The 27,000-nt window shown below is 66.5% G+C and carries 18 protein-coding genes and 1 tRNA gene; 6 read left to right on the top strand and 13 right to left on the bottom strand.

Features of this window, described 5'->3' with window-relative positions; translation table 11 throughout:
* Positions 1-9 precede the first annotated feature (9 nt).
* Positions 10-1,260: an AI-2E family transporter gene (locus tag SBI20_RS11895; RefSeq protein ID WP_317975229.1), complete on the top strand. Its 1,251-nt coding sequence runs from the start codon at positions 10-12 to the stop codon at positions 1,258-1,260.
* 110 nt (positions 1,261-1,370) lie between these two features.
* Here the strand turns inward: SBI20_RS11895 and SBI20_RS11890 are convergent, their stop codons facing one another.
* Together SBI20_RS11890 and SBI20_RS11885 are read right to left on the bottom strand one after the other, a co-directional pair.
* Positions 1,371-1,985, bottom strand: a complete 615-nt coding sequence (locus SBI20_RS11890; protein ID WP_317975228.1) for a superoxide dismutase — start codon at positions 1,983-1,985, stop codon at positions 1,371-1,373.
* 145 nt (positions 1,986-2,130) lie between these two features.
* Positions 2,131-3,363, bottom strand: a complete 1,233-nt coding sequence (locus SBI20_RS11885) for a dicarboxylate/amino acid:cation symporter (protein WP_317975227.1) — start codon at positions 3,361-3,363, stop codon at positions 2,131-2,133.
* Between the two features lie 206 nt (positions 3,364-3,569).
* On the opposite strand from SBI20_RS11885, the gene glmM reads away from it, so the two are divergent.
* From glmM to SBI20_RS11870, 3 genes are all read left to right on the top strand, one after another.
* Positions 3,570-4,910, top strand: a complete 1,341-nt coding sequence (glmM, locus tag SBI20_RS11880; RefSeq protein ID WP_317975226.1) for a phosphoglucosamine mutase — start codon at positions 3,570-3,572, stop codon at positions 4,908-4,910.
* A 168-nt stretch (positions 4,911-5,078) separates the two neighbouring features.
* Entirely contained in the window at positions 5,079-5,303 is a 225-nt protein-coding gene (locus tag SBI20_RS11875) for a DUF1272 domain-containing protein (RefSeq protein WP_317975225.1), read from the top strand.
* A 25-nt stretch (positions 5,304-5,328) separates the two neighbouring features.
* On the top strand, positions 5,329-6,570 hold the full coding sequence (locus SBI20_RS11870; RefSeq protein WP_317975224.1) for a DUF3422 domain-containing protein: 1,242 nt from the start codon (positions 5,329-5,331) through the stop codon (positions 6,568-6,570).
* Between the two features lie 185 nt (positions 6,571-6,755).
* Here the strand turns inward: SBI20_RS11870 and SBI20_RS11865 are convergent, their stop codons facing one another.
* Positions 6,756-8,894 carry an acetate--CoA ligase family protein gene (locus SBI20_RS11865; protein ID WP_317975223.1) on the bottom strand — a complete coding sequence of 713 codons (2,139 nt, stop codon included), beginning with the start codon at positions 8,892-8,894 and terminating at the stop codon, positions 6,756-6,758.
* A 145-nt stretch (positions 8,895-9,039) separates the two neighbouring features.
* On the opposite strand from SBI20_RS11865, the gene SBI20_RS11860 reads away from it, so the two are divergent.
* Positions 9,040-9,113 (top strand) — tRNA-Gly (locus SBI20_RS11860).
* A gap of 373 nt (positions 9,114-9,486) precedes the next feature.
* Complete coding sequence (locus SBI20_RS11855; protein ID WP_317975222.1) at positions 9,487-11,205, top strand: methyl-accepting chemotaxis protein; 1,719 nt, start codon at positions 9,487-9,489, stop codon at positions 11,203-11,205.
* 40 nt (positions 11,206-11,245) lie between these two features.
* Here SBI20_RS11855 and SBI20_RS11850 read toward each other — a convergent pair whose 3' ends face one another.
* The 10 genes from SBI20_RS11850 to purE all read right to left on the bottom strand — a co-directional run bounded on the left by SBI20_RS11850 (position 11,246) and on the right by purE (position 26,984).
* Complete coding sequence (locus tag SBI20_RS11850) at positions 11,246-14,653, bottom strand: glycosyltransferase (RefSeq protein ID WP_317975221.1); 3,408 nt, start codon at positions 14,651-14,653, stop codon at positions 11,246-11,248.
* A gap of 402 nt (positions 14,654-15,055) precedes the next feature.
* Entirely contained in the window at positions 15,056-17,434 is a 2,379-nt protein-coding gene (locus tag SBI20_RS11845) for a TonB-dependent receptor (protein ID WP_317976121.1), read from the bottom strand.
* Between the two features lie 354 nt (positions 17,435-17,788).
* Positions 17,789-19,831 carry a TonB-dependent receptor gene (locus SBI20_RS11840; RefSeq protein WP_317975220.1) on the bottom strand — a complete coding sequence of 681 codons (2,043 nt, stop codon included), beginning with the start codon at positions 19,829-19,831 and terminating at the stop codon, positions 17,789-17,791.
* A gap of 286 nt (positions 19,832-20,117) precedes the next feature.
* Positions 20,118-20,531 (bottom strand): DUF3035 domain-containing protein, encoded by a 414-nt coding sequence (locus SBI20_RS11835; RefSeq protein WP_317975219.1) that lies wholly within the window; start codon positions 20,529-20,531, stop codon positions 20,118-20,120.
* Positions 20,531-21,052, bottom strand: a complete 522-nt coding sequence (lspA, locus tag SBI20_RS11830; RefSeq protein WP_317975218.1) for a signal peptidase II — start codon at positions 21,050-21,052, stop codon at positions 20,531-20,533. The genes SBI20_RS11835 and lspA overlap by 1 nt, the downstream gene beginning before the upstream one ends.
* Entirely contained in the window at positions 21,049-23,817 is a 2,769-nt protein-coding gene (gene ileS, locus SBI20_RS11825; RefSeq protein ID WP_317975217.1) for an isoleucine--tRNA ligase, read from the bottom strand. Before ileS ends, lspA begins: the two co-directional genes overlap by 4 nt.
* Before the next feature lie 153 nt (positions 23,818-23,970).
* On the bottom strand, positions 23,971-24,900 hold the full coding sequence (locus SBI20_RS11820; RefSeq protein WP_317975216.1) for a bifunctional riboflavin kinase/FAD synthetase: 930 nt from the start codon (positions 24,898-24,900) through the stop codon (positions 23,971-23,973).
* A complete protein-coding gene (locus SBI20_RS11815) occupies positions 24,897-25,445 on the bottom strand; it encodes a dihydrofolate reductase (RefSeq protein WP_317975215.1) in 549 nt (182 codons plus the stop codon). The genes SBI20_RS11820 and SBI20_RS11815 overlap by 4 nt, the downstream gene beginning before the upstream one ends.
* The gene (locus SBI20_RS11810; RefSeq protein ID WP_317976120.1) at positions 25,423-26,490 is read right to left on the bottom strand and encodes a 5-(carboxyamino)imidazole ribonucleotide synthase; all 1,068 of its coding nucleotides are present in this window, start codon (positions 26,488-26,490) and stop codon (positions 25,423-25,425) included. Before SBI20_RS11810 ends, SBI20_RS11815 begins: the two co-directional genes overlap by 23 nt.
* Entirely contained in the window at positions 26,487-26,984 is a 498-nt protein-coding gene (gene purE / locus SBI20_RS11805) for a 5-(carboxyamino)imidazole ribonucleotide mutase (protein WP_317975214.1), read from the bottom strand. Before purE ends, SBI20_RS11810 begins: the two co-directional genes overlap by 4 nt.
* Positions 26,985-27,000 lie beyond the last annotated feature (16 nt).

Genomic DNA, 27,000 nt, shown 5'->3' with positions numbered 1-27,000 from the left:
CCTCCGCCCGTGTCGAGAAACGCCCCCGATCCCGCTCCGGCCCTGCCCGAAATCAACGACCCTTGCGTGCAGACCCAGCAGGCGCGCCTGCAATCGGCCATCGTGCTGATCCTCGGGCTGGGGCTTTTGTGCGCGCTGCCCTTCGTGCTCTCGATCGGCTCGGTGGTGTTCCTGCCCCCGGTCACGGCGGTGGTGCTCACGATCATCCTCGCCCCGGCGGCTGATCGCATGGTGCGGCTGGGCATGCCCAACATGCTCGCCTCGTTCCTCGCGCTGCTGCTGATGGTGGCGGTCGTCGTCGTGGCGCTCACGCTGATCCTCCAGCCGGCCTATGTCATGGTCGACCAGGTGCCCGCGATGGTTCGCCGGGTGGCCTTGCGCTTTGCCGAACTGCGCAACAACCTGGCCTGGATGAACGAGCTGAACCGCCAGATCGCCCGCGTCACCGGCACCCCGACCACGCGCGAGGTGGTGGTGGCCACGCCTTCGGTGATCGAGCAGGTCGCCTTTGCCACGCCCAGCGTCCTGCTCGAAGTGCTGCTCACCTTCCTGCTGACGTTCTTCATGATCGAATCGCGCATCCGCACCAAGCGGCGCCTGCTGTTCGACCGCCAGAGCTTTGGCGCCTCGGTGCGGATCGCGCGGGTCATCCGCGCCGTGCAGGACCGCGTGGCCTCCTACATCCTCACTGTCGCCCAGATCAATCTGGGGGTCGGGCTGATCGTGGCAGGCGGTGCCTGGGCCTTCGGCTTTGCCGCGCCGATCATGTGGGGCGGGCTGGCCTTCGCGCTCAACTTCCTGCCCTATCTCGGCCCGCTCACGATGGCCGGGCTGATCGCGCTGGTGGGGGTCGGCACGTCGAGCACGGTGGCCGTGGGCGTGCTGCCCGCGCTGGCCTTCCTCGCGCTCCACGCGACCGAGGCCAATTTCGTCACCCCTTCGATCCTGGGCGCGCGGCTCACGCTCAACCCGGTCTCGATCCTCATCTCGATCAGCTATTTCACGTGGATCTGGGGCACGCTGGGCGCGCTGCTCTCGGTGCCGATCCTGCTCACGCTGACCGCGCTGGTCGACCACCTCGGGCGGCCCAACCTCGTGGGCTTCCTGTTTGGCGAACCGCTGTTCCAGCCCGGCCAGATCGCGCAGGACGACCTGCTCGATCCCGAAGACCCCGGCGCCAGCCCGCCCCCGCCCCCCGACACTCCGCCCGCCGACAACGACACGGCCCCCGAAGTGGTCATCCAGCCGATCCGGGCCTGACCGATCAGCGCCTGAACGCACACCGGCCACAAAAAAGGCAGGCGCCCTTGCCAGGTCGCCTGCCTTTTTGGGGATGATCCGGGCCCGCAAGCCGGGCCCGGAAAACCGGATCAGGCCGGGTAGGCCCAGACCGAGCCGCGACCGAAGTTCTCGGCAGCGAAAGCCCAGTTCAGGTGCTTTTCGATCACGCCCTTCAGGTAGTCGGGGCGCAGGTTCTTGTAATCGACGTAATAGGCGTGTTCCCACAGGTCGATCACGAGCAGCGGGGTGCCGCCCAGATCCGAGAAGGTGGCCGCGTCGTGGGTCTGTTCGACCACGAGCTTGCCGTCCTTGGCCACCAGCCACACCCAGCCCGAAGCAAAGTGCGCGGCGCCCTGCGCGGCCAGTTCGGCCTTGAGCGCGTCGAGCGTGCCGAACGAGGCTTCGATGGCGGCGGCCAGTTCACCGGTGGGCTCGGTCGTTTGCGCGGTCAGGCTGTGCCAGTAGAAACCGTGGTTCCAGGTCTGGGCCGAGTTGTTGAACAGGCCCTTGTCGCCCTTGGCCTGCGCAGCCGCGACGATTTCTTCCAGGCTCTTGCCAGCCAGGTCGGTGCCTTCGATGGCCGCGTTGGTCTTGTCGACATAGGCCTTGTGGTGCTTGCCGTGGTGGGTCTGCAAGGTCACCGCCGAGATGGTGGGGTCCAGCGCGCTATCGGCATAGGGCAGCGGAAGAAGGGAAATCGCCATGGTCGCTCCATTTCGAATGTGGCTGTTGGCAATGCCAACTGCAATGCCAACCAACGTCCCAAAGGGCCATCGGTTGCCGTGGGCCTATCCCCTTTTGCCCCGATTGCCAGTGAATTTTTCTGATCGTGAAAAAAGGGATAACTGATCAATCCTCGCGCGCGGCCACCACGGCGGTCACGGCTACGTCCATCGTCACGTTGCCCAGCGTACGCATCAGATCGGGCAGCATTTCCACCGCCACGAGCAGCGCCAGCGGCTCGACCGGAACCCCCATCGTCAGCGCAATCGGCCCGATCGAACTGACGAAGCTGATCGTGCCGGGCAGGCTCACCGCGCCAAAGCTCATCACCGAGGCCACTGCAAACCCGGCCAGCATGTGCCCGCCATCGACCGGTATGCCCAGCCAGTGCGCGACATAGATCGCCACGGCAAAATTCATCGCCGGCCCCGTCGCCCGGAACAGCGCGACGGCCAGCGGCAACACGAATTCGCTGCTCGCATCGCGCAGGCCCAGCGTGCGGCAGGCTGTCAGCATCGCGGGAAGCGAAGCGAGCGAGGATTGCGTCGAAAGCGCCAGAGCCTGTGCGGGCAGGATCGCGCGGGCAAAAGCCCCCGGCCTGAGCCGCCCGCCCAGCACCGCCAGCGGATAGGCTGCCAGCAGGACCACGCTCCCCGTCAGCGCCACGATCATCACATAGTGCGCCAGCGCCCCGATCGCCGCCGTCCCGCTGCGCGCGGCGAGCGCCAGGCTCAGCGCAAAGACCCCCACCGGCCCGCACCACAAAATCCAGCCGATCACCACCAGCATTGCCCCAGCCACGGCTTCGAAAAACAGCGTCAGGCTACGCCGTTGCGCCGCGCCCAGCCGCGTGGCCGCCACCGCAAAGACCGCCGTGAACAGGATCACCGGCAAAATCGCATCGTCCACCGCCGAGGCCAGCACATTGACCGGCACCATCGAGGCCACGAAATCGGCCAAACCGGGCATCGGGCCATGACCAGCCGCCCCCGCCCCGACATGCATCAACAGGGCCGCCCCGGCTCCTTGCGGAATCGGAAACAGCGCGAGCAATGCGGGCGTAACCAGCCCGGCCATCGCCGAACCGCCCACCAGCACCGCCATGAACCACCCCAGCGCCCGCCGCGCCATGGCCCCGGCCCGCGCCGCGGCCATCATCTGCACGATCCCCGAAAACAGCAGGCCGACCACCAGGGGCAGGATCGTCGCCCGCAGCGCACGCAGCCACAGGTCGCCCACCGGCTGGGCCACGGCCAGCACCGCGGGCAACGCCGAAGGCCGAACCAGCGCAAGCCCCAGGCCCAGACCAAGCCCGGCCACCAGCGCGACAAAGATCCACAGCGCGGGAACCCTGGTCATCGCGGGAAGCCCGGAGTCGGCCTGACTCGAATCAGCCTGACTCGAAACAGCCCCGCCGGAATGGGAAGAAGACGGCCCTTGCGAAGAATCTGGAAGGGATGACGGATCGGTAATCGGATGGTTCATGCCATGGTGAGAATAATGGTGTAGGGAGCAAGCGCAATGCACGCCGCACGGGCGCTGCGAAAAGGGACAAGATCTTCGCGATGGGACGCAAATTCTTCGGCACCGACGGTATCCGGGGCCGGACCAATGCCGGGGTGATGACCGCGGCAACCGCCATGAAGGTAGGCCAGGCCGCCGGCACTTATTTCCAGCGTGGCGAACACCGCCATCGCGTGGTGATCGGCAAGGACACGCGCCTGTCGGGCTACATGCTCGAAAACGCGATGACCGCGGGCTTTACCAGCGTGGGGATGGATGTCGTCCTGCTCGGGCCGATGCCCACCCCGGCCGTCGCCCTGCTCACGCGCGAGATGCGCGCCGACGTGGGCGTGATGATCTCGGCCAGCCACAACCCGTTCGAGGACAACGGCATCAAGCTGTTCGGCCCCGACGGCTTCAAGCTTTCCGATGAAGACGAACTGGCCATCGAGGCCATGCTCGAAGAAGAGCTTCCCCTCGCCCCGGCCACCGACGTTGGCCGCGCCCGCCGCATCGAGGACGCGCGCGGACGCTATATCCACGCGGTCAAGGCCTCGCTCCCGCACAACCTGCGCCTCGACGGCCTGCGCATCGTGGTCGATTGCGCCCATGGCGCGGCCTATCAGGTCGCCCCTTCGGCGCTGTGGGAACTGGGCGCCGAAGTGATCGCCATCGGCGTCGAACCCAATGGCCGCAACATCAACATGGGTGTCGGCTCGACCCATCTGGAAGCCATCAAGGCCAAAGTGCGCGAAGTGCGCGCCGATGTCGGCATTGCCCTCGATGGCGACGCCGACCGCCTGATCGTCGTCGACGAAAAGGGCCAGACGGTCGATGGCGACCAGATCATGGCGCTGATCGGGAGCCAGATGGCCAAGCGCGGCGCGCTCACGGGCGGCGGGGTGGTGGCCACGGTCATGTCGAACCTGGGCCTCGAACGCTTCCTGCGCAGCAAGGGCCTCGACCTCGTGCGGACGGCCGTGGGCGACCGCCACGTCCTCGAAAAGATGCGCGAGGGCGGCTACAACGTGGGCGGCGAGCAATCAGGCCACATGATCCTGACCGACCACGCCACGACCGGCGATGGCACCATCGCCGCGCTGCAAGTGCTGGCAGCGCTGGTGTCGAGCGGCAAGCCTGCCAGCCAGACGCTCCACCTGTTCGATCCGGTGCCCCAGTTGCTCAAGAACGTGCGCTTTGCCGGGGGCAAGCCGCTCGAAGCCGAAAGCGTCCAGGCCGCCATCGCCCAGGCCGAGGAACGCCTGGCCGGACACGGCCGCCTCGTCATCCGCCCTTCGGGCACCGAACCAGTGATCCGCGTCATGGCCGAAGGCGACGACGCGCAGGAAGTCGAACAAGTGGTCGACGCCATCTGCGACGCCGTCCGCAAAGCCGCGGCGTAATTCTCAAGATCCGAAACTGTCGTTTCGGATCGTTCGGCACCGGCCCGCTCCCCCACCCGGCCTCCCTACGATAGTACCCTATGGGAGGCCGGGTGGGGGAGCGGGCCGGTGCCGAACCGAAATTCGCCCCAAGGCGAATTTCGACCAGACGAGCGAAGGATAAAAGCAATGCTGGAAATGCGCCCCGATTGCGAACACTGCGGCACCGAGCTTCCCGCCGAAGCCCCCGGCGCCTTCATCTGTTCGATGGAATGCACCTTCTGCGCCGAATGCGCCGAAGACCTCGACGACCGCTGCCCCAATTGCCAGGGCGAACTGATGGACCGCCCCACCCGCGCCAAGGCTCTCCACGCCCAGCATCTCCCCTCGACAGAGCGCCGCTTCCGTCCCTAAAATCAGGCGTCGAGAGGGAAAGTACATGCACGAACACGAATGGCGCCGACAGATCGTCAGCGAGATGCACTTGCGTCGCTGGCCCCAGATTCACGCACCGATGCTGGTGGTCCAGCTCGTGCGCCTGGTCGACAATACCGATCGCGACGCCGAATGGGCCGCATGGCGCGCCATGCCCGAAGGCGGCATGGTCCGCCGTGCCTATCGCCGCCATGTCTCGGGCAACCTTGCCGGCGGGATCGACTTCACGTGGGAACGCCACAGCGAGGCGAGCACCCACACCCTGTTCGCCCCCGCCGACGCTGGCGAAGCCCTCGAAGCGGCCGTCGCCTGGATGGAAAGCCTGCCCGGCGCCACCTTGCGCGCCACCCGCATCGCCATCGTCCCCGACGATGAAGCCGCCGCCCAGATGCTTCCGGCCATGGCCTTCGACCACGAGGAACTCGTCTCGTGCCACGTGGCCGGCCCCATGCGCATCTGGTCCGATTTCCGCATCGGCGACCAGGGCTATGGCCAATTGCTGATCGCGGCCAACGGCCTCGACGGCGGCCCGCTCAGCCGCGCGGTCCAGCGCATGCAGGAACTGGGCAACTACCGCAACCTCGCGCTGATCGGCCTTCCGGTCGCCCGCGCGGCCTGGCCCCGCCTCGACGAAGCCGAATCGGGCCTGCGGGAGCTGGGCGAAAGCCTCAACCGCGCCGATGTGCGCGACGACGACCTGATGACGCAACTTTCCGCGCTCAGCCTCGAAATCGCCGCCGTCGCCAGCTCGACCGACTATCGCATGGGGGCAACTGCCGCCTATGCCCTGCTGGTCGACGAACGCCTCCACGAACTGGCCCCCACCCCGATCCCCGGCTTCATCTCGCTGTCGGAATTCACCCAGCGGCGCTTCCTGCCCGCCGTGCGCACCTGCGCGGCCTTTTCAGCCCGCGAACGGCAGGTCGCCGCCCGCGCCAGCCAGTTCACCTCGCTGCTGCGCACCCGGATCGAGACCCGCATCGAAAACCAGAACGGGGCCCTGCTCGCCTCGCTCGAACGCAGCGCCACCCACCAGTTGCGCCTGCAACACCTCGTCGAAGGGCTCTCGGTCGTCGGCATCAGCTACTACGCGACGGCCCTGATCGGCCACGTCCTCGAAGGCGGGGAAAGCCTCGTCCACTTCGACGCCCGGCTGGCCATCGGCGTGCTCACCCCGATCGTGATCGCGGCGACATGGCTGGGGCTGGGCCGCGCACGCAAGCGGCTGCTCGAAGGCGGGCATTGAGTGTGATAGTATTTTTATAAGAAGTATAAATGCAGGGGCCAATGCCCCTGCACCCCGTTAGCTTTGGCTGGCGCTGCGTTTGCGGCAAAGGCACCCTTCCCGACAAACGTCTGGATGGAGGCAAGACGCCTGCCCCCTTGCGCATGGGGAGCAGGAGTCCCGGGGTCGAAGGGGCAATGGCCCCTTCATTTTTCCCTTTCTTTTCCTTCCACCAGCATCAGGGCATCGAGCGCCACTACGCCCTCCCCTCTGGGATGGAGGATCACCGGATTGAGGTCGATCTCGCGGATAGAAGGCTCGGCCCGCAAGACCTGCCCCACTTTCACGATCAGCGCCGCCAGCGCGGGCACGTCGAGCGCGGGCGCTCCGCGATAGCCGGCCAGCAGGGCCGCGCTCGCAAGCTGCATCAGTTCGGCCTCGACCGCCTCCTGTGTCAGGTCGGCGGTCAGAAGCCGCACGTCCTGGAGGATCTCGGCGGTCACCCCGCCAAATCCGGCCAGGATCACCGGCCCCCATTCGGGATCGTTGCGCGCGCCCACGATCATTTCGAGGCCGCGCTTGCCCATGCCCTCGATCAGCACGCCATCGAGCGCGATTGTCCCGTCATAGGCGGCCACATTCGCGTGGATGCGGCTCCAGGCCTCATGCACGGCGGCGCCATCGGCAAGGTTCAGGATCACCCCGCCCGCGTCGCTCTTGTGACCGAGCGCGGCGGCCTGCGCCTTCATCGCCACCGGATAGCCGACCGCCTCGGCGGCGGCGACCGCCGCCTGCGCGCTCGCCGCGAACTGCCCGCGCGGGAACGCCACACCGGCAGGCCCCAGCAGCGCCTTGGCCCTGTATTCGGGGATCACCCCCATTTCGTCCGCCAATCCGGGCAGCCCGAGCGGCGGCGCCTCGGCAACGCCATGGTCGCGCGCCGCCCAGTGGGTCAGCCGGGTGATCGCCCGCAAGGCGCGCTCGGTCGTCGGGAACCAGGGAATGCCCGCCGCGCGCAAGGCGGCGATGCGTTCGGGGGGAACCGGCGCCCCTTCGTCGAGCCCGGCAAAGATCAGCGGCTTGGTCAGGGTCTTGCCCTCGACGGCAGCGAGGATCGCGGGATACTTGATCGCGCAGGTCACCGCCTCGGCCTGGATGATCCCGGCCATGACCGTGCCCACGCGCGGATCGTCGAGCAGGGCTTCGAGCGTGCGGGTATAAATCTCGGGCTCCGACAACCCTTGCGCGGTAATGTCGAGCGGGTTGGACACCGGCACGAACGGCGGCAGGGCCGCGCGCAGGGCGGGCGAATCCGCATCGTGCAGCGACGCAAGGGGGAGCCGGAGTTCCTCGGCCAGATCGAGCGTGAGCGCCTTGAACGCCCCCGATTCCCCCAGCACCGCCGTTTGCCCCGAGGGCAGGATCGGGCAGCGCGCGGCGATCTCGGCAATGTCGGCCAGTTCTTCGAGGGTTTCGGCAAAGATCACCCCGGCCCGTGCGACCATCGCGCGCATCAGCTTGTAATCGCCGGCCATGGCCCCGGTATGCGTGGCCGCCGATTCCCGCGCCGCGCTCGACTTGCCCGGATGGAGCAGAACGACCGGCTTGCCCGCCGCATGGGCCCGCCGGGCCGCCGCCAGAAACGCCTGCGGCTTGCGGAACTGCTCGACGATCATGGCAATGGCATGGGTGTGGGGATCATCGACCAGCCAGTCGACGAAATCCTCCACCCCGCTGGCCGCCTCGTTGCCGGTCGAAACCGAGTAGGACACCCCGCATTCCCGCGCGAGCAGCGTCGTGCCCAGCACCGCCGCCATGGCCCCCGACTGCGAGACGATCCCCACCGCGCGCCGTCCGGCAGGCGGCACCGCATCGACCTCGACGAACGTGAGCGGAATGCGGTCGACATAATTGACCATGCCCAGACAGTTGGGTCCTTCGACCACCATCCCCGCCCCGGCGGCCAGCCGCGCGATCTCGCGCTGTTCGGCAAGCCCTTCCTCGCCCCCTTCGGCAAATCCCGCCGAAAAGATCACCACGCCGCCCACCTTGCGCGCGGCCAGCCCCCGCACCGCATCGAGCACCCCGGCCCGCGGAATCGCGAGGACCGCCACGTCCACCCCCTCGGGCAGCGCCTCGACGCTGGCATAGCACTTGCGGCCACCGATCTCGTCGCGCCGGGGGTTTACCGGATAGATTGCCCCGGCAAAGCCATTGCGCTCCAGATTGCCCAGCAAAGCCGCCCCCAGCGCCCCCGGCTTGTCCGAAGCACCAATGATTGCAACCGATTGTGGGCGCAGAAAGCGAGCAATCGCGTGGCGCGAAAGAGCGCATTGAACAGCCATGACATCCTCCGTGTTTTGCTATGTTGTATAGCAATCATTTTTGGGCGACAAGAGCCGCCATGGCACGCCTGCGCCATCCACATCTTTTCGCAAACATGAGAGGTTGACGAGCCCGCCCGCCCCGTGGCAAGCGCAGAGCCAGCGGGCGGGTATAGCTTAGTGGTAAAGCCCTAGCCTTCCAAGCTAGTTATGCGGGTTCGATTCCCGCTACCCGCTCCATCTCTGGCGCCACCTGCCGCATCCTCCCCTGTAGAAATCGGCGCTGGCTGCACCCAGCTCTTCCGGCAGCCTTCCCCCACTTGGAATATCACCGGCCCAACTGCGCGGCCTATGTAAATGCGCTTATAAGGCAATGGCACAAAGCTTTATGCTGCGGTTCTATGCCCGCGCTGAAGCCTGGTCCGAACCTTCGGAAGAGGCGGTCTGGCAGGTCTTTTGGGCCACCACGGCAACAGCGGTTCGCCACGATGACTGCGGCATCGCCCGGCTCAGCCTTGCCATGGTGATGCCCCCTCGCCAACCCGCCGCCGTATTTCGGATCGGGCTCCTGAACCCATAGCATCGAGAATGGTCAGTGAGCATTCGGCGCAAAATGAACGGCCTGACGATCCTGTCAGGGATCAGCCTGATTTTCATTTCCTGCTTCAGCATCTGGACGCTGGGCATGATCATGGAAAAGGATATTGCCGATTCTACCAAGCATACGGTGGAAACCGCGTATGGAATATTGGGCCATTACCAGAAGCTGGAACAGCAAGGCACGCTGAGCCACGAGGCCGCCCGGCACCAGGCGCTGGAAGCCATCCGCACGCTGCGCTTCAACACGAGCGACTATTTCTGGGTCACCGATCTTGATGGCCGGATGGCCATGCACCCGCTCAAGCCCGCACTGGAAGGCACCGATGTCCGTTCGCTGACCGACAGCAACGGGAACCGCATGTTCGCCGACATGATCGCAGTGGTCAAAGCCAGGGGGGCGGGCTTTGTCGAATACCACTGGGACAAGCCCGATGGCACCAGGGGCGCGCCGAAGATCAGCTATGTCCGCGGATTTGCGCCATGGAACGTGCTGATCGGCACGGGCGTTTACAAGGACGACATCCGCGATGCCCTGCTCAGGCAGACAGGGCTGCTGGCCGTGCTGGCCATCGCGATTATCGGCGGCGTGCTGCTGGTATCGCGCCGCATCGCCGCCAGCGTTGCCACCCCGATCGAGGACCTGACCCGGCGCATGGCCGGGCTGGCCGGGGGTGACACGCAAAGCCCGGTCCCCAATCTGGACCGGCAGGACGAAATCGGCGGCATGTCCCAGGCACTGGAGGTGTTTCGCCAGGCCGCCATCGCGCAAAAGACGGCAGAGCATGACCTGCACACCGCCATCGACACCGTGGGCCAGCACCTGCATGCGCTGGCCAATGGCAATCTGGGAGCCCGGATGCATTACATCCCGCCCGCCTATTCCGTGCTGCTCGACCATTACAACCGCGCGGTCGAGGGGCTCAACACGGCGCTGGGCGTGGTGCACAGCAACACCGCCGCCATTACCGAGGCCGCTACCGGCATCCGCGATGGCTCGGTCGATCTGGCCCAGCGCACCGAACAGGAAGCTGCCGCACTGGAACGCACCGCGCGCGATCTGGCCGATGTGACGCGAGAAGTGCGCATGGCCGCCCAAAGCGCGGCCAATGCCGGATCGCTGGTGGAAAGCACCGTCACGGCAGTTCAGGAATCGGGCATCGTGATGGAACAGGCGGTCGAAGCGATGAAGACCATCGCCCAGTCCTCGGAAAACATCCGCCAGATCATCGCGCTGATCGACGGGATTGCCTTCCAGACCAACCTGCTGGCGCTGAACGCCGGGGTCGAGGCCGCCCGTGCGGGCGAAGCCGGGCGCGGATTTGCCGTGGTGGCAGACGAAGTGCGCGCGCTGGCCCTGCGCAGCGCCCGTGCCGCCAAGGACGTGGAAACCCAGATCATGACCTCGGTGGCACAAGTGCAGTCCGGGGTGGGGCTGGTCGCCAATGTCGAGAACCGGCTGGGCCATATCTCGGATCAGGTGGAGGAGCTGGGGACGCTGGTGATCTCCATTTCCGAGAGTTCGCAGCGCCAGGCCGCCAGCGTCGACCAGATCAACCGCGCCATGCAGGGGCTGGAACAGACCACCCAGCACAACACCGCCATGGCCGAGGAAGCCACTGCGGCCTGTGTCAGCATGGCCCGCAATGCCTCGATGCTGCGCAGCGAGGTGGAGAAATTTGACCTCGGCACGACGGACTCGCGCTTTTGTGCGCCTGTGCAGCAGGCCGCCTGACCGGCCCTGAGCGGCCCCCTGAATGGTCGGGGGCGCCCGATCAGGCGCCCGGACGCCCGCCCGTCCCCGCTCCGGCGCCCGGCGTGCTCACGCGGCCGGTGCGTTCGAGCTTGCCCCAGCCGATGCCAAGGCCTGCCAGCGCCGCGCTCACGGCGCGGATGACCACGCCGTACATGAGCTGGCGATAGACGAAGCGCTGGCTGAGCAGGAGCAGTGCGGGCAACCGCTTTTCGCGCACGTCGAGGCGGAAGGCGACGAGGCCGCAGGCCAGATCGATCAGGGTGAAGCCCAGCCAGTAGGCGCCCATGCGCAAGACATCCGTCTCGGTCTGGGCCCAGCCGTGCTGGAGCACGCGCACGATGGTGCCCACAATCGAGATGCCCAGCGCCAGATCGATCAGCGGCGAGGCGATGGCAAAGGCGATCTGGAACAGCCAGGCCTGCGGCATGCCCACGAAGGCAAGGCCCGAGGGGCGCTGGCGGGCCATGATCACCCGGTGCTTCCACAGGCACTGAAGCGTGCCGAAGGCCCAGCGGAAACGCTGCTTGCCCAGCGCGCGCAGGGTTTCTGGGGCCTCGGTCCAGGCCACGGCGTCCTCGTCGTAGGCGATCTTCCAGCCTTCGCGCTGGATCGCGATGGTCAGGTCCTGATCCTCGGCCAGCGTGTCTTCCGGGTAGCCGCCCACGTCATTAAGCGCCTCGCGGCGCCATGCCCCCACCGCGCCGGGCACGACCATGATCGCGTCGAAGCGGGTGAGCGCGCGGCGTTCGATGTTCTGCGCGGTCACATATTCGACCGCCTGCCAGCGGGTGACGAGGTTGACCCGGTTGCCGACTTTGGCATTGCCCGCCACCGCGCCGATTTCGGGCTTCTCGAACCAGCGCACGAGCTTGCCGATGGTCTGCGGCTCGAACTGGGTATCGGCGTCGAGGGCGACGATGATTTCCCCGTCGGCAGCGGCAAGGGCGCGGTTGAGCGCGCTGGCCTTGCCCCCGTTGGTCAGGGTCATCAGCCGCACGCGCGGCTCCTGTCCGAAGGCCTGCGCGACGATGGCGCTCGTGCGGTCCTTCGAGCCGTCGTCGGCGACAATCACGTCGAGTTCGGGATAATCACTGGCCAGGATGCGGTGGACCGAAGCCTCGATCACGCGCTCCTCGTTGTAGGCCGGGATGATCACCGTCACGCGCGGAAGATAGGGGGGCAGATCGGCCGCCCGGTTGATCCACGGCAGATCCTTGCGCCGCTGCGGGAACAGCGCCAGCCCGGTCAGGCCGACCGCGCGCAAGGTGCCCAGCGCGATGGCGAAGAAGAACGTCCAGTTGAGCGTCGAAAGGGCTGCGGCCAGGACCGCGAAGATGCCGATGTCGGCGCGCACGGCGACCAGATCCCAGCCGCTGACTTCGGGCATGACATCGTCGCGGCGCATCCCTGCCAGCGTCGAGACCGGCACGAAGCGATAGCCCTTGGCCTGCAACTGCTCGATGATCCGGGGCAGCGCGGCCACCGTCTGCGACCGCTCGCCCCCGCCATCGTGAAGCAGGATGACATTGGCCGTGCGGTCGGCATTGCTGTTCTCGATGGCACTGACCGCGATCTGCACGACCTGATCGGCCGGGCGGCGCATCCAGTCGCCCGGATCGGCATGGAGCCCGACGATGGTATAGCCCTGCTTCTGGGCGACCAGCGCGGGGTCGAGCTCGTCGGCGGTGGTCGGCTCGGCGTCACCGAAATAGGGCGCGCGGAACAGGCGGGTCGAACGGCCGGTATAGGCCTCGATCAGGCGCTGGGTGGCGTTCAGCTCCAGCTTGATGCCGGTCGGCGTGCTGTTGGCCATGTTGGGATGGGTGTAGCTGTGGTTGCCGATCTCGTCGCCATCGGCGACCATGCGCCGCAACAGGCCGCGATTGCCCACCCCGTTCTCGCCGATGACGAAGAACGTGCCCGGAACATGATACTTTTCGAGGATGGCCAGAATCTGGGGCGTCCACGTCGGATCGGGGCCGTCGTCGAAGGTCAGCGCCACAAGCTTGGGCCGGTCGCCGGTCCGCCGCACGACATAGGGCGTGGGCAGGCTGGCATAGTGTTCGTCGGTGACGATGCTCAGGCCCAGCCCGGTGCGCCGGTCGGTGACCAGGCTGCGCGTGCCGGCGGTGGGGGTCGAATCGATGCGCAGGATCTCGCCATTGCCCTCGACATCGACATTGCTGCTCTGGGTGATCCGCGAAAGGTCGGGCGGGGTCTGTGCGCCGCCGTGCCAGGCCTTGAGCACGTCCCAGAAGCCGGGGTCTTCGGAGCCCAGCCGCCACAGCGCGACCGATCCCACGCCCAGATGGCGCAGCATCTGCATCTGGTTCCAGCTGGTGGCCGCATCCATCATCCACACGTCGTGGCGGATCGCGGGGGTGCCCGCGTCGGCATCGGCATCGTCGGTATAGGCAAAGCCGGTGTTGCCGCTGGCCTTGTCCCACGCGGGCGCCGTGCCGCTGTCGTGGGCAGCCAGCCAGGCTTCTTCGACGGTCAGCGCGTCGGCATGGCCCTGGTGCCAGTCGTAGGCATAGTTGCCCAGCGCCACCACCACCTTGCCCGGCGCCACGCCCTTGAGCGCGTCGGTGACATGGTCGACGAACCAGCCGTTCGAGGCGATCGGTCCGGCCTCCCCGCCCTGCCAGTGTTCGTCATAGGCCATCAGCACGACCTTGTCGGTCACGGCGGCAAAGACGCGCGGGCTCCAGGCCGGGTTGTCGACCGGCAGGGTGATCGCCACCAGCCGGTGCTTGGGGGCAAGGCGCGCATGAAGATCGGCGGCAAACTGGCGCAGCGCGGGCAGGCCTGCATCGGGCAGGTTTTCAAAGTCGATCATCACCCCGGCATCGCCCGAGGTATCGAGCGCGGCGTCGATGGCCTTGACCAGCCCCGCGCGGCGCGCCGGATTGGCCAGCACGCTGGCCGTGCCCGCGCCATCCCAGCCGCTCGGGCTCACGTTCTGGAGCACGGGCACGACAAGCGGGCGATGGATCGACCCGGCCACGATACGGCGCAGGGGCGCATCGTCGGTCACCGTCAGGTGCCCGCCATGGTCGATGGTCATCAGCGTGGGGGCCACCCAGTCGAGCTGGCCGACATGGCGCAGCAACGCACCCGCGCTCTCGTCGCTTTCGGCCTGATAGAAACCGATGGTGATCGGGGCCGCCTGCTGACCGCCACGCAGGACCGCCCGGCGCCCGAGCAGCGCGGCAAGGCGATGCGACAGGCGGCTGACCTGGCTCTTGAGCGGCAGCGGCGCGAGGCGCTCCTGCGCGAACGCCAGCGGTTCGCGCGGGACGATGGTCGCCAGCGTGGTCGCAAAGACCACGCACATCGCGACGAGAACCGCCAGAACAGCAAAAGCAAGGCGCCGCGTCCAGCGACGGCGGCGCCCGGTGGGGTCGAAAAAGATAGGGCGTGACACGGCCAAAGATCCCGGCTGCATGGTCCGGCCCTGCATTGTCCGACCCTGCATGGTCGACAGGGCGCCTCTCGGTGCGCGGACCTCTGGCAGATCAGATGCGATCAGGGAAGAGGGGCGGACGCCTCGGGCGTAGGGGGCGGCAGGTACAGACTTGAAGTTAACACAAGAAACAGGGGTGACGGTGGGCAGCACTTGGCGGAACCGAAACAGGGGACCGTCACGTCACGGATCCAGGGTCGCCCACCGTCGAAAGCGGTCTACGCAAGACCGGCTTCCTCGGGCGTGATCAAAACATTACCGTTTGGCCATGGTCGCCCGGCCTGTGCGCACTCCACGCAAAAAAACGGGCCGCCTCCCAAAGAGACGGCCCGCCAGGATGCAGGGTGGAAACCCGCGTAAGGATCAGAACGAGATCTGGACTTCGCCACCGAACGTACGCGGCGGGTTGAAGTTGCCATAATCACCCAGCGACGAGGCGTTCGCCGCCGAACGACGGTAGATGTAGGTGGTGTCGAACAGGTTGCGCACCCAGAAGCCGAAGGTGGCCTTGGTGTCGCCCTTCATCGGCACCGAAGCGAGCGAGATGCGGCCATTGACCACGAAGCTCGAGTCGGTCTTCACCGGTTCGTTCTGGAAGCTGTACTGCGACGAGGCATAGTTGGCGTCGAGGTGCAGGCGCGCCTCGGCCCCTTCATGACCGATCGGCAGGGCATAGTCGATCGAGCCCGAAGCCGCGTTCTCAGGCGTATAGACGGTGTAGACCTGATAGAGCGCGTTGTTCAGGAACGGGTTCGCCGTCGCCGGAATGTGCGTGTAGGTATAGGCATACGAGCCCGCCAGCGTCAGGCCGGCGACCGGGCGCACGGTGATATCGGCTTCCACACCGCGGATGCGCGACGTGCCGGGCGCGTTGCGGGTTTCTTCGGTGTGGAGGTTGTAGGTCGGGCTGGCCGGGTTGATGTCGACGTTGTCGAAGTCGGTCTGGGTGCCACGGCGATCCATCATGTAGCCGGCCAGGTTCAGGCGGACGTGATGGTCGAAGAGGTCCATCTTGCTGCCGATTTCATACGAACGCACCACTTCGGGCCCGAACGAGCTGAACGTCTGCGAGCGGTCGTTGGCGCCACCGGCGCGGTAGCCGGTCGAGTACTTGGCGTAGACGTTGACGGTGTCGGTCACATCGACGGCAGCCACGAACAGCGGGTCGAAGCGGCTCACGTTCTCGCGGAACAGGAAGTTCGAGGCCTTGCCCTGAACCAGGTAGAGCGTGCCGTGGCGGCGATCACTGGTGTAGCGGCCACCGACGGTGAGGTGGAACTTGTCGGCCAGGAAGTCAGGCGTGAAAGTGACCTGACCGAACGCGGCATAGCTCTTGGCATAGGCCACGCTGGCGCGCTGGAGGAACTGCTGGCCAATCGCCCAGCCCTGGTTGCCCGAAGTGACCGGACCGACGACCGTTTCGCTGTTGATCGTGTAGCCGGTGCCGTCCCCGTTCCAGCGGTTCGACGAAGGCGTCGAGGCCTGTTCCTGGGCGCGTTCGTTGAAGTAGTAGCCACCCAGAACGTAGTCGAACTGCGGGAAGCTGCCGACCAGCTGGAGTTCCTGGCTGAACTGGCGCTGGTTCAGGTAGGAAAGGCTGTAGCGGCTGAAGTTGGTGTTGGGCAGGAACACGGTGCGGTGGGCGCCGCCCGAGTTGTCCCACTGGTCGGTCGAGACGGTGCGCCACGCGGTGATCGAGCGCAAGTCGAGGTGCGGCGCAAGCTGGTAGTGCATGCGCAGCGAGGTGCCTTCGGTGCGGTCGACGCTGGGCTGCTGCGGCACGCCGATGTCGGCCACGCGCATGCGGTCACCCCCGCTCACCACCACCAGCGGCGAAAGCGGCGCGATCATGCCCGAGGGCAGCTTGTTGCCGTTGGCCGCGATCTGGGCCAGCGTGGCAACCGGCAGGTTCTTGGGGTTGTAGTTGATCAGCTGGCTGTAGTTCGGGGTGTTCTCGTCCTTGGCCTTGTCATAGGTCAGGATGGCCGAGAACGCCGGGATCGGCGCCCACTTGGCCGAAACGCGGCCACCGGTGCGGTTGTACTGGTTCCAGCCAGCCTGCCCCGCGAGCGGGTTGAGCACGGTGGGATCCTGGTGCTGGTGCACACCGTCGATCTTGATCGAGATGTTGTGGAATTCGGGAAGGTCGATGTGGCCTTCGACGTTGTGGCTGCCGTAGTTGCCAACGCCGGCGGTCACGCGGCCACCGAACACGCCGCTCGGGTCGCGCGTCACGATCGAAAGCGCGCCGCCTTCGGTGTTGCGGCCGAACAGGGTGCCCTGCGGCCCCTTGAGAACTTCGATGCGCTGCACGTCGAACAGGGCGGCGTTCAGGCCCTGCGAACGGGCGAGGTAGACGCCGTCGATGTAGACACCAACGCCGCTGTCGCGGGCGGTCTGGTTCTGGTCGAAGGGCACGATGCCGCGGATACCGATGGTCAGCGCCGACTGGCGGGCTTCGAAGGTGGCCACGCGCAGCGAGGGGACGCCACCATCGGCCAGGTCGAGCAGGCTCTGGATGTGACGATCAGCGATGATCTTGTCGTCGATCACCGAAATGGCGACCGGCGTCTTCTGAAGGTTGGTTTCACGCTTGGTGGCGGTCACGACGATTTCGTCGAGACGCGAGCCCTGGGCGGCTTCGGGAGCAGCTTCGGAGGCAGCGTCTGCCGCAGCGGCAGGTGCTGCATCAGCAGCCATCGCGATGCCGGCATGGAACAGCGCCACAGCCGGAAGCGGCATGGCGAGAATGGCCCTCTTGAATGTCACGTCTTAACCCTCCGAGACGAGGGAAGGCGATCCGTCTCGCCCCCACCCGATTTTTGGCATCACGTATCGTTTGATGTCCGGTGTCTTCCGATAGGCGGGCCACTATCGGTCGATTATTGCAGCCCAGTGACATCAGGGGTGATTCGCTGTCACAAAACCGGAGGGGTATTCTCGACCCTGCGCGCGCCATGTCACTCACGCACAAGACCATATATAATTTGGAAAAAATTGCCCTTCGCGCCCGACAGGCCCGATACAGAAACGCGCCGGCAGCCCGTTTCCGAACGGGCCACCGACGCGCGGCACTGTCACAATTCCATCGAATTTTTAGAGTGTGGCAACCTTGATCACGAACCGGACCGACCGGCCGGGCATGACCACCAGATCCTTGTTGAGGGCCGTGGCCAGACGCTGGGTATCGTCGGTCAGGTTCTGGCCGATCACCGAGAACTCGACCCCCGGACGGCGCGTGAACGGGCGCCAGGCCAGATTCATGCTCAGCGAATTGTAGCCGGGCGTGGGCGTATCGAAGAGCCCGGCCTTGTCCTGTCGGCCATAGTGGATGAGGGTCATCCCCGCGTCCATCTTGCGGCCTTCCCAGGTGAACCCGCCCCCCACGCGATAGGGCGGGATGCGCGGCACGTTGTTGCCATCGTCGAGCGTGGCGCGGGTATAGTCACCCAGCACCTTGGCCGAGAACGTACCCTCGGCCGTCTTGGTCAGGACCTGCTCGATCTGGCCTTCCAAGCCCCGGAAGTGCGCGCCCTGCTGGCGATAGAACAGCTCGCGCAATTCGCCATCGCCGCCCACCGCGCAGACCCCGGCATCGTCGCAGGTGCGCCCGGTCAGGTCGCCATAGATATAGTTGCGGAACCACGTCGAGTAGATCGAACCGGTCAGGCGGAAACCGCCCTCGTGTACGCGCAGGCTCGCCTCAAGCGAATTGGCGCGCTCGACCTTGAGGTTCGCATCGCCCATCTCGAACGTCTGCGGGCCATCGTGGGCGCCGCGCGCGAACAGTTCGGTAAGCGCGGGCGCGCGGCCCGTGCTCGAAAAGTTGAGGCCCAGCTTGACCCCGGTGATCGGCTCGTAGAGCGCGCCGATGGCCCCGCTCAGCGGCGTGAAATCGCGCGAGGTAAAGCGGTCGTCGGCCGGAGTGCCGGTGATGTGGGCATGTTCGACACGGCCACTGGCCTCGACATGGAAGCGCGAGGCGAGCTGGATCTCGCTGAACAGGTAGCCGGCAATCGATTCGTTGGTGGCCGGCGACAGGTAGTCGGTCGCCTCGCCCAGCCCCTGGAACTTGCGGTTGATATATTCGACGCCCAGCGCCGTGTTGCGCACCGGCCCGAGCGCGTTGAACAGCAGCTCGCCGCGCCCGTTCCATTCCTTGTTCTTGAAGGTAGAGTTGATCGAGCCGTCGGGATTCTTTTCCGAGTGCTTGTAATCGCCATAGGAGCCGTCGAGCGTCAGCGCCTTGAGCAGGCCGGTGCCCAGATCGAAGCTGTTGCGGCTCATCACCTTGGTCTGGCGCATGTCGATGTAGGTGGTGTCGCTCGGCACGCCATATTGCGAATCGTAGTGCGTGACCGCCAGCCCCATGTGGCTCTTGCCATCGCCCAGGAAATAGGACCCGCCCAGCGAGCCGCCCCAGCCGTGGAACCACGAATTCTGCTGGGTGCCGTCGGGCGTGTCGTAGTTGTCGGTCGTGCGCCAGAAGGCATCGGCATGGAGCGCGAACTGCCCGGCCTTGCCATCGACGAGCCCCGCCACTTCGGCGCCCTTGTTGACGGTCGTGTACGACGAGCTGGCCTCTGCCGAGATCGTCTCCTTGGGCAGGCTCATCGGCACGCGGTTGTTGATCGTGTTGACCACGCCGCCGATGGCCTGGCTGCCATAGCGCAACGTGGCCGCCCCGCGCACGACCTCGATCGAGCGGGCCGAGAGCGGATCGATGGGAATGCCGTGGTCAGGCCCGATGTCCGAGACGTCGGAGCTGGAGGTGCCATCTTCGAGCAGGCGGACGCGGGTGGCATCCATGCCGCGAATGATCGGGCGGCTGGCCCCGGTGGCAAAGCCGCTGACCGAGATCCCCGGCGTGTCGCGCAGCGCATCGGCGATGCTGGCGCCGCCCGCGCGCGAGATCTGCTCGGCATCGATGTGGACGGAGATCGTGGGCGTTTCGTCGGTGGTGTGGCCAAAGGGCGTGGCCGTCACCACGATCGGCGCGGCGGCAGGCCCGGTGTGAACCGGCACATCGGAGCCCGCATCAGCAGGCGCCGGGCTGTCGGCCAGAGCAAGGCCGGGAACAGCGGCGACAGCCACCACGACGGCCAGCGACGCACAGCCCCGCATCAAAATCGAACGCATCAAGAAATCTCCTCCATGACCACCCACACTGGCACCCAAACTGGCCCCCGGCGCACCCGCGCCATCCACGCGCCGATGCACCGGGCCAAGCATGGCCCTCGGTCAATTCTGAAATGATATAACGTTTCATTGGGAAGGCGCAAGCGGCCTTTCTCGTGCCCCCATTGAGGCCATCGCGCACATAAACGCACGATGAAGAAAGCCCGCCGGGATCACCGGCGGGCTTTCAGGAAACAAAAGCTGACAAATCGGGCGCGAGGCCCCATCCGGGATCAGCCCAAAAGGGTCAGCCCGGAATCGAGGCGTGCGCTTCGGCGCCATCCCCCTGCGGGGCGGCGAGAATATCGCGGACCTGCGAACCCTTGGCGATGGTCCTGGTCTGCGGATCGCCCACGGTGCTGCGGATGGCAGCCGCCGATGCGCCCGCCTTGCCCAGCGTGTCGGTCTCGATCGCGCTGCGCGGGGCCGGCCCGCCGAACAGGACATCGAGCGCCTGACGCGAGGAATCCACGTCCTGCGGGCGCGGTGCGCCGGGGTTGGGCGGAACCAGCGAAAAATCGGGCGGAACCACCAGCGGGGCCTGACGGCTCACCGCGAATTCGTCGGGACGCGCATGGTTGAACAGCGAACTGTTCGTGCTGCACGCAGCCAGCAGGCTCCCGGCCGAAACGAGAGTGGCGAGGGCAACGGCTTTGCGCATCAATGGGTCTCCGAAGGGCTGGGCATGCCCGATGCGGGCTTTTCGCGCGAAATCAGCGAGCGGGCAAGCAGGATCAGCACGCCCAGAGAGATGGCCACGTCGGCCAGATTGAAAATGAGGAACGGACGCCATTCGCCAAAATGCAGATCGGCATAGTCGATCACATAGCCGCGCATGAACCGGTCATAGATATTGCCCAGCGCCCCGCCCAGCACGAGCGCCAGCGCGAGCAGTTCGCCCTGCACCTTTTCGCGCATCATCCACACGAAGACACCCAGCGCCAGAAGCCCGGTCATCGCCAGCAGCGCCAGCTTGCCCTCGCTCGAACTCGCGCTGAACAGACCGAGCGAAACGCCCAGATTCTGCGTCCAGCGCAAGTTGAAGAACCCGGTCACCGCAATCGGCCCGCGCTCGGCCAGCGCGAGGGGCCCGGCCACCCAGGCCTTGACCCCACGGTCCAGCCCGAACGTGACCAGCGCCAGCGCGAAGCCGATCAGGCGCTCACGGGTCAGCAGGCTCATGCAGCCGCCTCATCCTGCGCGGCCACCACGTCCTCGCAGCGGCCACACAGCGCGCCGTCTTCCGACACTTCGGGCAGGTGGCGCCAGCAACGGCCACACTTGGCGTCCTGCGTGCGCTCGACGCCAAGGCTCTCCCCGCGCACGACGGCGGCAGTGATGAACAGTTCGGCCAGACCGCCCGCGATGCTGGCGGGCGCTTCGGGCGCATCGGCGGGCACCGTCACCCGCGCTTCGAGGCCCGAACCCAGCACCTTTTCGCGGCGCAGCGGCTCGATCGCCTCGTTGACGCTCGTGCGCAGCGCGCGCAGCGCATCCCACTGCGTCCCGTCGACGCTGACGGCGGGAAGCTCGGGCCATTCGAGCAAGTGGACCGAAGCCCCGGCATAACGGCTCTGCCAGACTTCTTCCGCCGTGAAGACCATGACCGGCGCGGCATAGCGCACGAGGGCATGGAACAGCGTGTCGAGCACGGTGCGATAGGCACGGCGCCGGGGATCGGCGGGCGCGTCGCAATAGAGGCTGTCCTTGCGGATATCGAAGAAGAAGGCCGAGAGGTCTTCGTTGCAGAACTCGCTGAGCGCGCGGACATACGTATTGAAATCGAAGTCCGCGACGGCCTGGCGCAGCGTGGCGTCGAGCCCGTTCAGGCGGGCCAGCATGTACTGTTCCAGCTCGGGCATCTCGGCCACGGGCAGGCGCTCGTCCTCGCCAAAGCCGTCGAGCGCGCCCAGCAGATAGCGGAACGTGTTGCGCAGCTTGCGATACTGGTCGGCAACGCCCGCCAGGATCTCCTTGCCGATGCGGTGGTCCTCGGTGAAATCGACCGAGAGCGCCCACAGACGCAAAATGTCGGCACCATAGTCGCGCATGAGGTCGAGCGGGCTGATCGTGTTGCCCAGGCTCTTCGACATCTTCATGCCCTTGGCGTCCATCGTGAAGCCGTGGGTCAGGATGGCGTCATAGGGCGCGCGACCGCGCGTGGCGCAGCTTTCGAGCAGCGAGGACTGGAACCAGCCGCGATGCTGGTCCGAGCCTTCAAGATAGAGGTTGGCAGGCCAGCTCAGCTCGGGCCAGCGGCCCGATTCGAGCACGAAAGCATGGGTCGAACCCGAATCGAACCAGACATCGAGAATGTCGGTCACGCGCTCGTAGTCGTCGAGCTTGTAGGCCTCGCCCAGATAGTCCTGCGCGCGCTCGTCGTCCCACGCGTCGACACCCTCGGCGCGCACGCCCGCGATGATGCGGGCGTTGACTTCGGGGTCAGCCAGATACTGGCCGGTCTGGCGATTGACGAACAGGGTGATCGGCACGCCCCAGGCGCGCTGGCGCGAAAGCACCCAGTCCGGGCGCCCCTCCACCATCGCGCCGATGCGGTTGCGGCCCTTTTCGGGGACGAAGCGCGTATCCGCGATCGCCTTAACGGCCTTTTCGCGCAAGGTGCCGCCCTCGCGGGCCTGATCCATCGGCACGAACCACTGGGGCGTGCAGCGGAAGATCACCTTGGCCTTCGAGCGCCACGAATGCGGGTAGGAATGCTTGTAGTCGGCGCTCGCCGCCAGCAGAGCGCCCACTTCGGCCAGCGCCGAACAGATCGGCCCATCGGGCGCATTGAACTTGGGGTTGATCACGCTGCCCTGACCGCCGAGCCAGCCCCAGTCCTCGCGATACTTGCCATCGCCCATCACGGCGAACTTGGGCTCGATGCCATGGGCCTTGCACAGCGCGAAGTCGTCCTCGCCATGGTCGGGCGCCATGTGGACAAGGCCGGTACCGCTTTCGGTGGTGACGAAATCACCCGCAAGCAGCGGGCGCGGCTCGGCAAAGAAGCCGCCCAGCGCGTGCATCGGATGGCGCGCGATGGTGCCGGCCAGATCCGCGCCCTTGCCCTCCCACAGCGGGGCGGCCAGTTCGACGCCATAGCGCTTGGCCGCTTCGCCCGCGAGCGGGGCGGCGAGCAGCACGCGCTTGTCGCCCACGGCCACCAGCACGTAGTCAACCTCGGGCCCATAGGCGAGCGCCTGGTTGACGGGGATCGTCCACGGGGTCGTCGTCCAGATCACCGCATAGGCGCCGACCAGTTCGGGCACGGCAGACGCGGTGATTTCAAAGGCCACGTCGATCTGGGTGGAAACGATGTCCTCGTATTCCACTTCGGCCTCGGCCAGCGCGGTCTTTTCGACCGGGCTCCACATCACCGGCTTGGCGCCGCGATAGAGCTGGCCGCTCTCGGCAAACTTCAAAAGTTCGCCAACGATGGTCGCCTCGGCCTGAAAATCCATCGTCAGGTACGGGCGATCCCAGGCCGCGTTGATGCCAAGGCGCTTCAACTGCTCGCGCTGCACGTCCACCCACTTCTGGGCATAGGCGCGGCATTCGGCGCGGAATTCCTTGGGGGGAACCTCGTCCTTGTTCTTCTTCTTCTTGCGGTATTCTTCCTCGACCTTCCATTCGATGGGCAGCCCGTGGCAGTCCCAGCCCGGAACATAGGGCGCGTCCTTGCCCAAGAGGGTCTGGGTGCGCACGACCATGTCCTTGAGGATATGGTTGAGGGCATGGCCAATATGCATGTCGCCATTGGCATAGGGCGGGCCATCGTGGAGGATGAACTTTTCACGGCCCGCGCGCGCGGCGCGCACCTGACCGTAAATGTCTTCCTCCTGCCAGCGCGCAAGAATACCCGGCTCCTTCTGGGGGAGTCCGGCCTTCATCGGGAAATCGGTCTTCGGCAGGAAGACGGTGGCTCGATAGTCGCGCTGGTTGGTCATGATCGGCGGGCCTTAGCCCGGCGCGCGGATTCCTGCAAACGCCTGTTGCGTCCGAGCGAAAGGCAAGCGCGACGGGCATGACACCGGCACCAGTTCCCGGGGGTCCGGGGGCGATGGCCCCCGGGATAATATTCTGGTTTTCTTTTTACGCGGTCACACCCCTTCGAGCAGCCGCCGCGCCTCCAGACAATCGCGCGCGATCTGCGCCACGAGCGCGTCCAGACTGTCGAACTTGGCCTCGGGCCGCAGGAAGTGATGGAACACGACCTCGATTTCCTGCCCGTAGAGATTGCCCGAAAAATCAAAGAAATGCGGTTCAAGCAATTCCTTGGGCGGATCAAATGTGGGGCGGATGCCGACATTGGCCGCGCCGAGCAGCTCGCGCCCGTCGGGCAGGCGTCCGGTGACGGCATAGATGCCATAGGCCGGGCGCAGATACTTGCCCATGGCGAGGTTGGCGGTCGGGAAGTTGATCGTCCGGCCCACCTTGTCGCCATGCTGGACCACCCCGCGAATGGCGAAAGGCCGTGTCAGCAGGGCCGTGGCCGTTTCGCAATCGCCCGCCTTGAGCGCCTCGCGCACCCGGCTCGACGAGACGATCCTGTCGTCATAGAGCACGGGACCGACCGCGCGCGCAGCCAGCCCATGGGCCGCGCCGAGCGTACGCAACATCTCGATATTGCCGCCGCGCTTGCGCCCGAAGGTGAAATCCTCGCCGGTCACCACGCCCGCCGCGCCGATCCGGTCGATCAGCAGTTCGCGCACGAAATCCTCCGCGCTGGTGCGGGCCAGCGTATCGTCGAATTCGAAGACCAGCATGCCATCGGCCCCGGCGGCGGCGAACAGTTCCTGCCGCTGGTCGAGCGAGGTCAGGCGGAAGGGCGCCGCCTTGGGATCGAAATGGCTGACCGGATGGGGATCGAACGTGGCGACCAGCGCCAGCCGCCCCTCGCTGCGCGCCCATCGCACGGCCTGTTCCACGACCGCCTGATGGCCGAGATGGAACCCGTCGAAATTGCCGAGCGCCACGATGGCGCCGCGCCAGTTCTCGTTGATGCGCTCGCGTGCAAAGAGCCGGATCATGCCTTGCTGCTTTCTTCCTGCGGGGGGGCCCGTTCCAGCGTGACGAAGGAATAGGCAGGATAGGTAGCCCCGGCAGGATGGTCCTGCCGCGCCACTTCGACCCACTGGGGGCCCGAACCGGATTGGCCCGGATAGGGTGCCTTCACGTCGCCTGCGAAGTCGCCATGCACTTCGGTCAGTTCAAACCGCGTGGCCAGCGGGGCGAACAGGGCCAGTATTTCCGCGCCCCCGATCACGGCGGCGGGCCCCTCGCCCACCAGCGCGAGCGCCTGTTCGACGCTGTGGACCACGTCAGCCCCCGGCGCGGCCCAACCGGCATCACGGGTGAGCACGATATGGCGGCGGCCGGGCAGCAGCCCCGGCAGCGAATCGAACGTCTTGCGCCCCATGATCATCGGCAGGCCCATGGTCAGGGCCTTGAACCGCTTGAGATCAGCGGGGATGTGCCAAGCCAAGTCTCCCTTGTGACCAATCGTGCCGTCCTGCGCACGAGCCACAATCAGGAATAATGAAACCGGCACCTTACCGCACCAGCCGGGTAACATGACCCATCTTGCGACCGGGCCGGGTTTCGGCCTTGCCGTAAAGATGGAGGTGGTTGGCCGGATCGGCGAGCAGGTTGGCCCAGTCGTCGGCCTGATGGCCGATCAGGTTGTCCATCACCGCCCCGCCGGGGCAAACCAGCGCGGTGCTGCCCAGCGGCAGGCCGAGGATCGCGCGGACATGGTTCTCGAACTGGCTGGCAAGCGCGCCCTCGATGCTCCAGTGCCCCGAATTGTGGACGCGCGGCGCCATTTCGTTGAACACCGGGCCCTCGTCGGTCGCGAAGAATTCGAGGGTCAGCACGCCGACATAGTCGAGCGCCTCGGCAACCTTGCGGGCCAGCGCGCGCGCGGGCGCCACTTGCGCCTCGATCGCCGCCGGGGCGGGCACGGTCGAGCGGGCCAGAATGCCGTTCTCGTGGACGTTCTGCGCGCTGTCCCAGAAATCGACGGTGCCATCGGCCTTGCGCACGAGGATCACCGAGAACTCGCCAAAGAAGGTGACGAAGCCCTCGTAGATCAGCGGCACATCGGGAAGCGTCAGCGCGGCGGCGTCCTGCGCCGTCATGATCCGCCACTGGCCCTTGCCATCATAGCCGTCGCGCCGGGTCTTGAGGATGCCGGGCGTGCCGATTTCTGCCACGGCACGGGCCAGATCCTCGGCGCTGTCGACCTGCCTCCACGGCGCGGGCCGTCCACCCAGCCCCTCGACGAACGATTTCTCGTTCACCCGGTCCTGCGCCACTTCGAGCGCGCGCGCCGGCGGGCAGAGCGGCACATGCGCGGTGATCGCCGCGAGCGGCGCTGCCGCCACGTTCTCGAACTCGTAAGTCACCACGCTGACCTGACGGGCGAAGGCGGCCAGCGCCGCCTCGTCGTCATAGGCGCCCTGCGTATAGGCCGCGCTCACTTGCGCCGCGACCGAGCTTTCGCGCGGTTCGGGGGCATAGACATGGGCGCTATAGCCAAGCTGGGCCGCGGCCATGGCCATCATCCGCCCGAGCTGCCCGCCGCCCAGAATGCCGATCACCGCGCCCGGAGCAATCATTGCGGGCACGGCGCCACCGAATCGGTCTGGGCCTGACGGAAGGCGACCAGCCGCCCGGCCAGGTCCGCGTCGCTCGTGGCAAGGATGGAGGCGGCCAGAATGCCCGCATTGATCGCGCCGGGAACGCCGATGGCCAGCGTGCCCACGGGGATGCCGCCGGGCATCTGGACGATCGAGAGCAGGCTGTCCATGCCCTTGAGCGCCTTGGATTCGACCGGAACGCCCAGCACCGGCAGGTGCGTCATCGAGGCGACCATGCCGGGCAGGTGGGCCGCGCCCCCTGCCCCGGCGATCACCACTTTGAAGCCCTGTTCATGGGCGGTCTTGGCGAATTCGACCAGACGGTCGGGCGTGCGATGGGCCGAAACGATGCGGCAGTCGTGCGCCACGCCCAGCTTGTCGAGCACGGCGGCGGCGTTCTTCATCGTTTCCCAGTCGGACTGGCTGCCCATGATGATGGCAACCGGCGCGCCGGACGTCTGGCTTTCACTCATCCCGTTTCCCCTTTTC

The organism is Novosphingobium sp. IK01 (genome assembly GCF_033242265.1).
Taxonomy (GTDB): domain Bacteria; phylum Pseudomonadota; class Alphaproteobacteria; order Sphingomonadales; family Sphingomonadaceae; genus Novosphingobium; species Novosphingobium pituita.
This window is presented reverse-complemented; position numbering and strand designations above follow the sequence as displayed.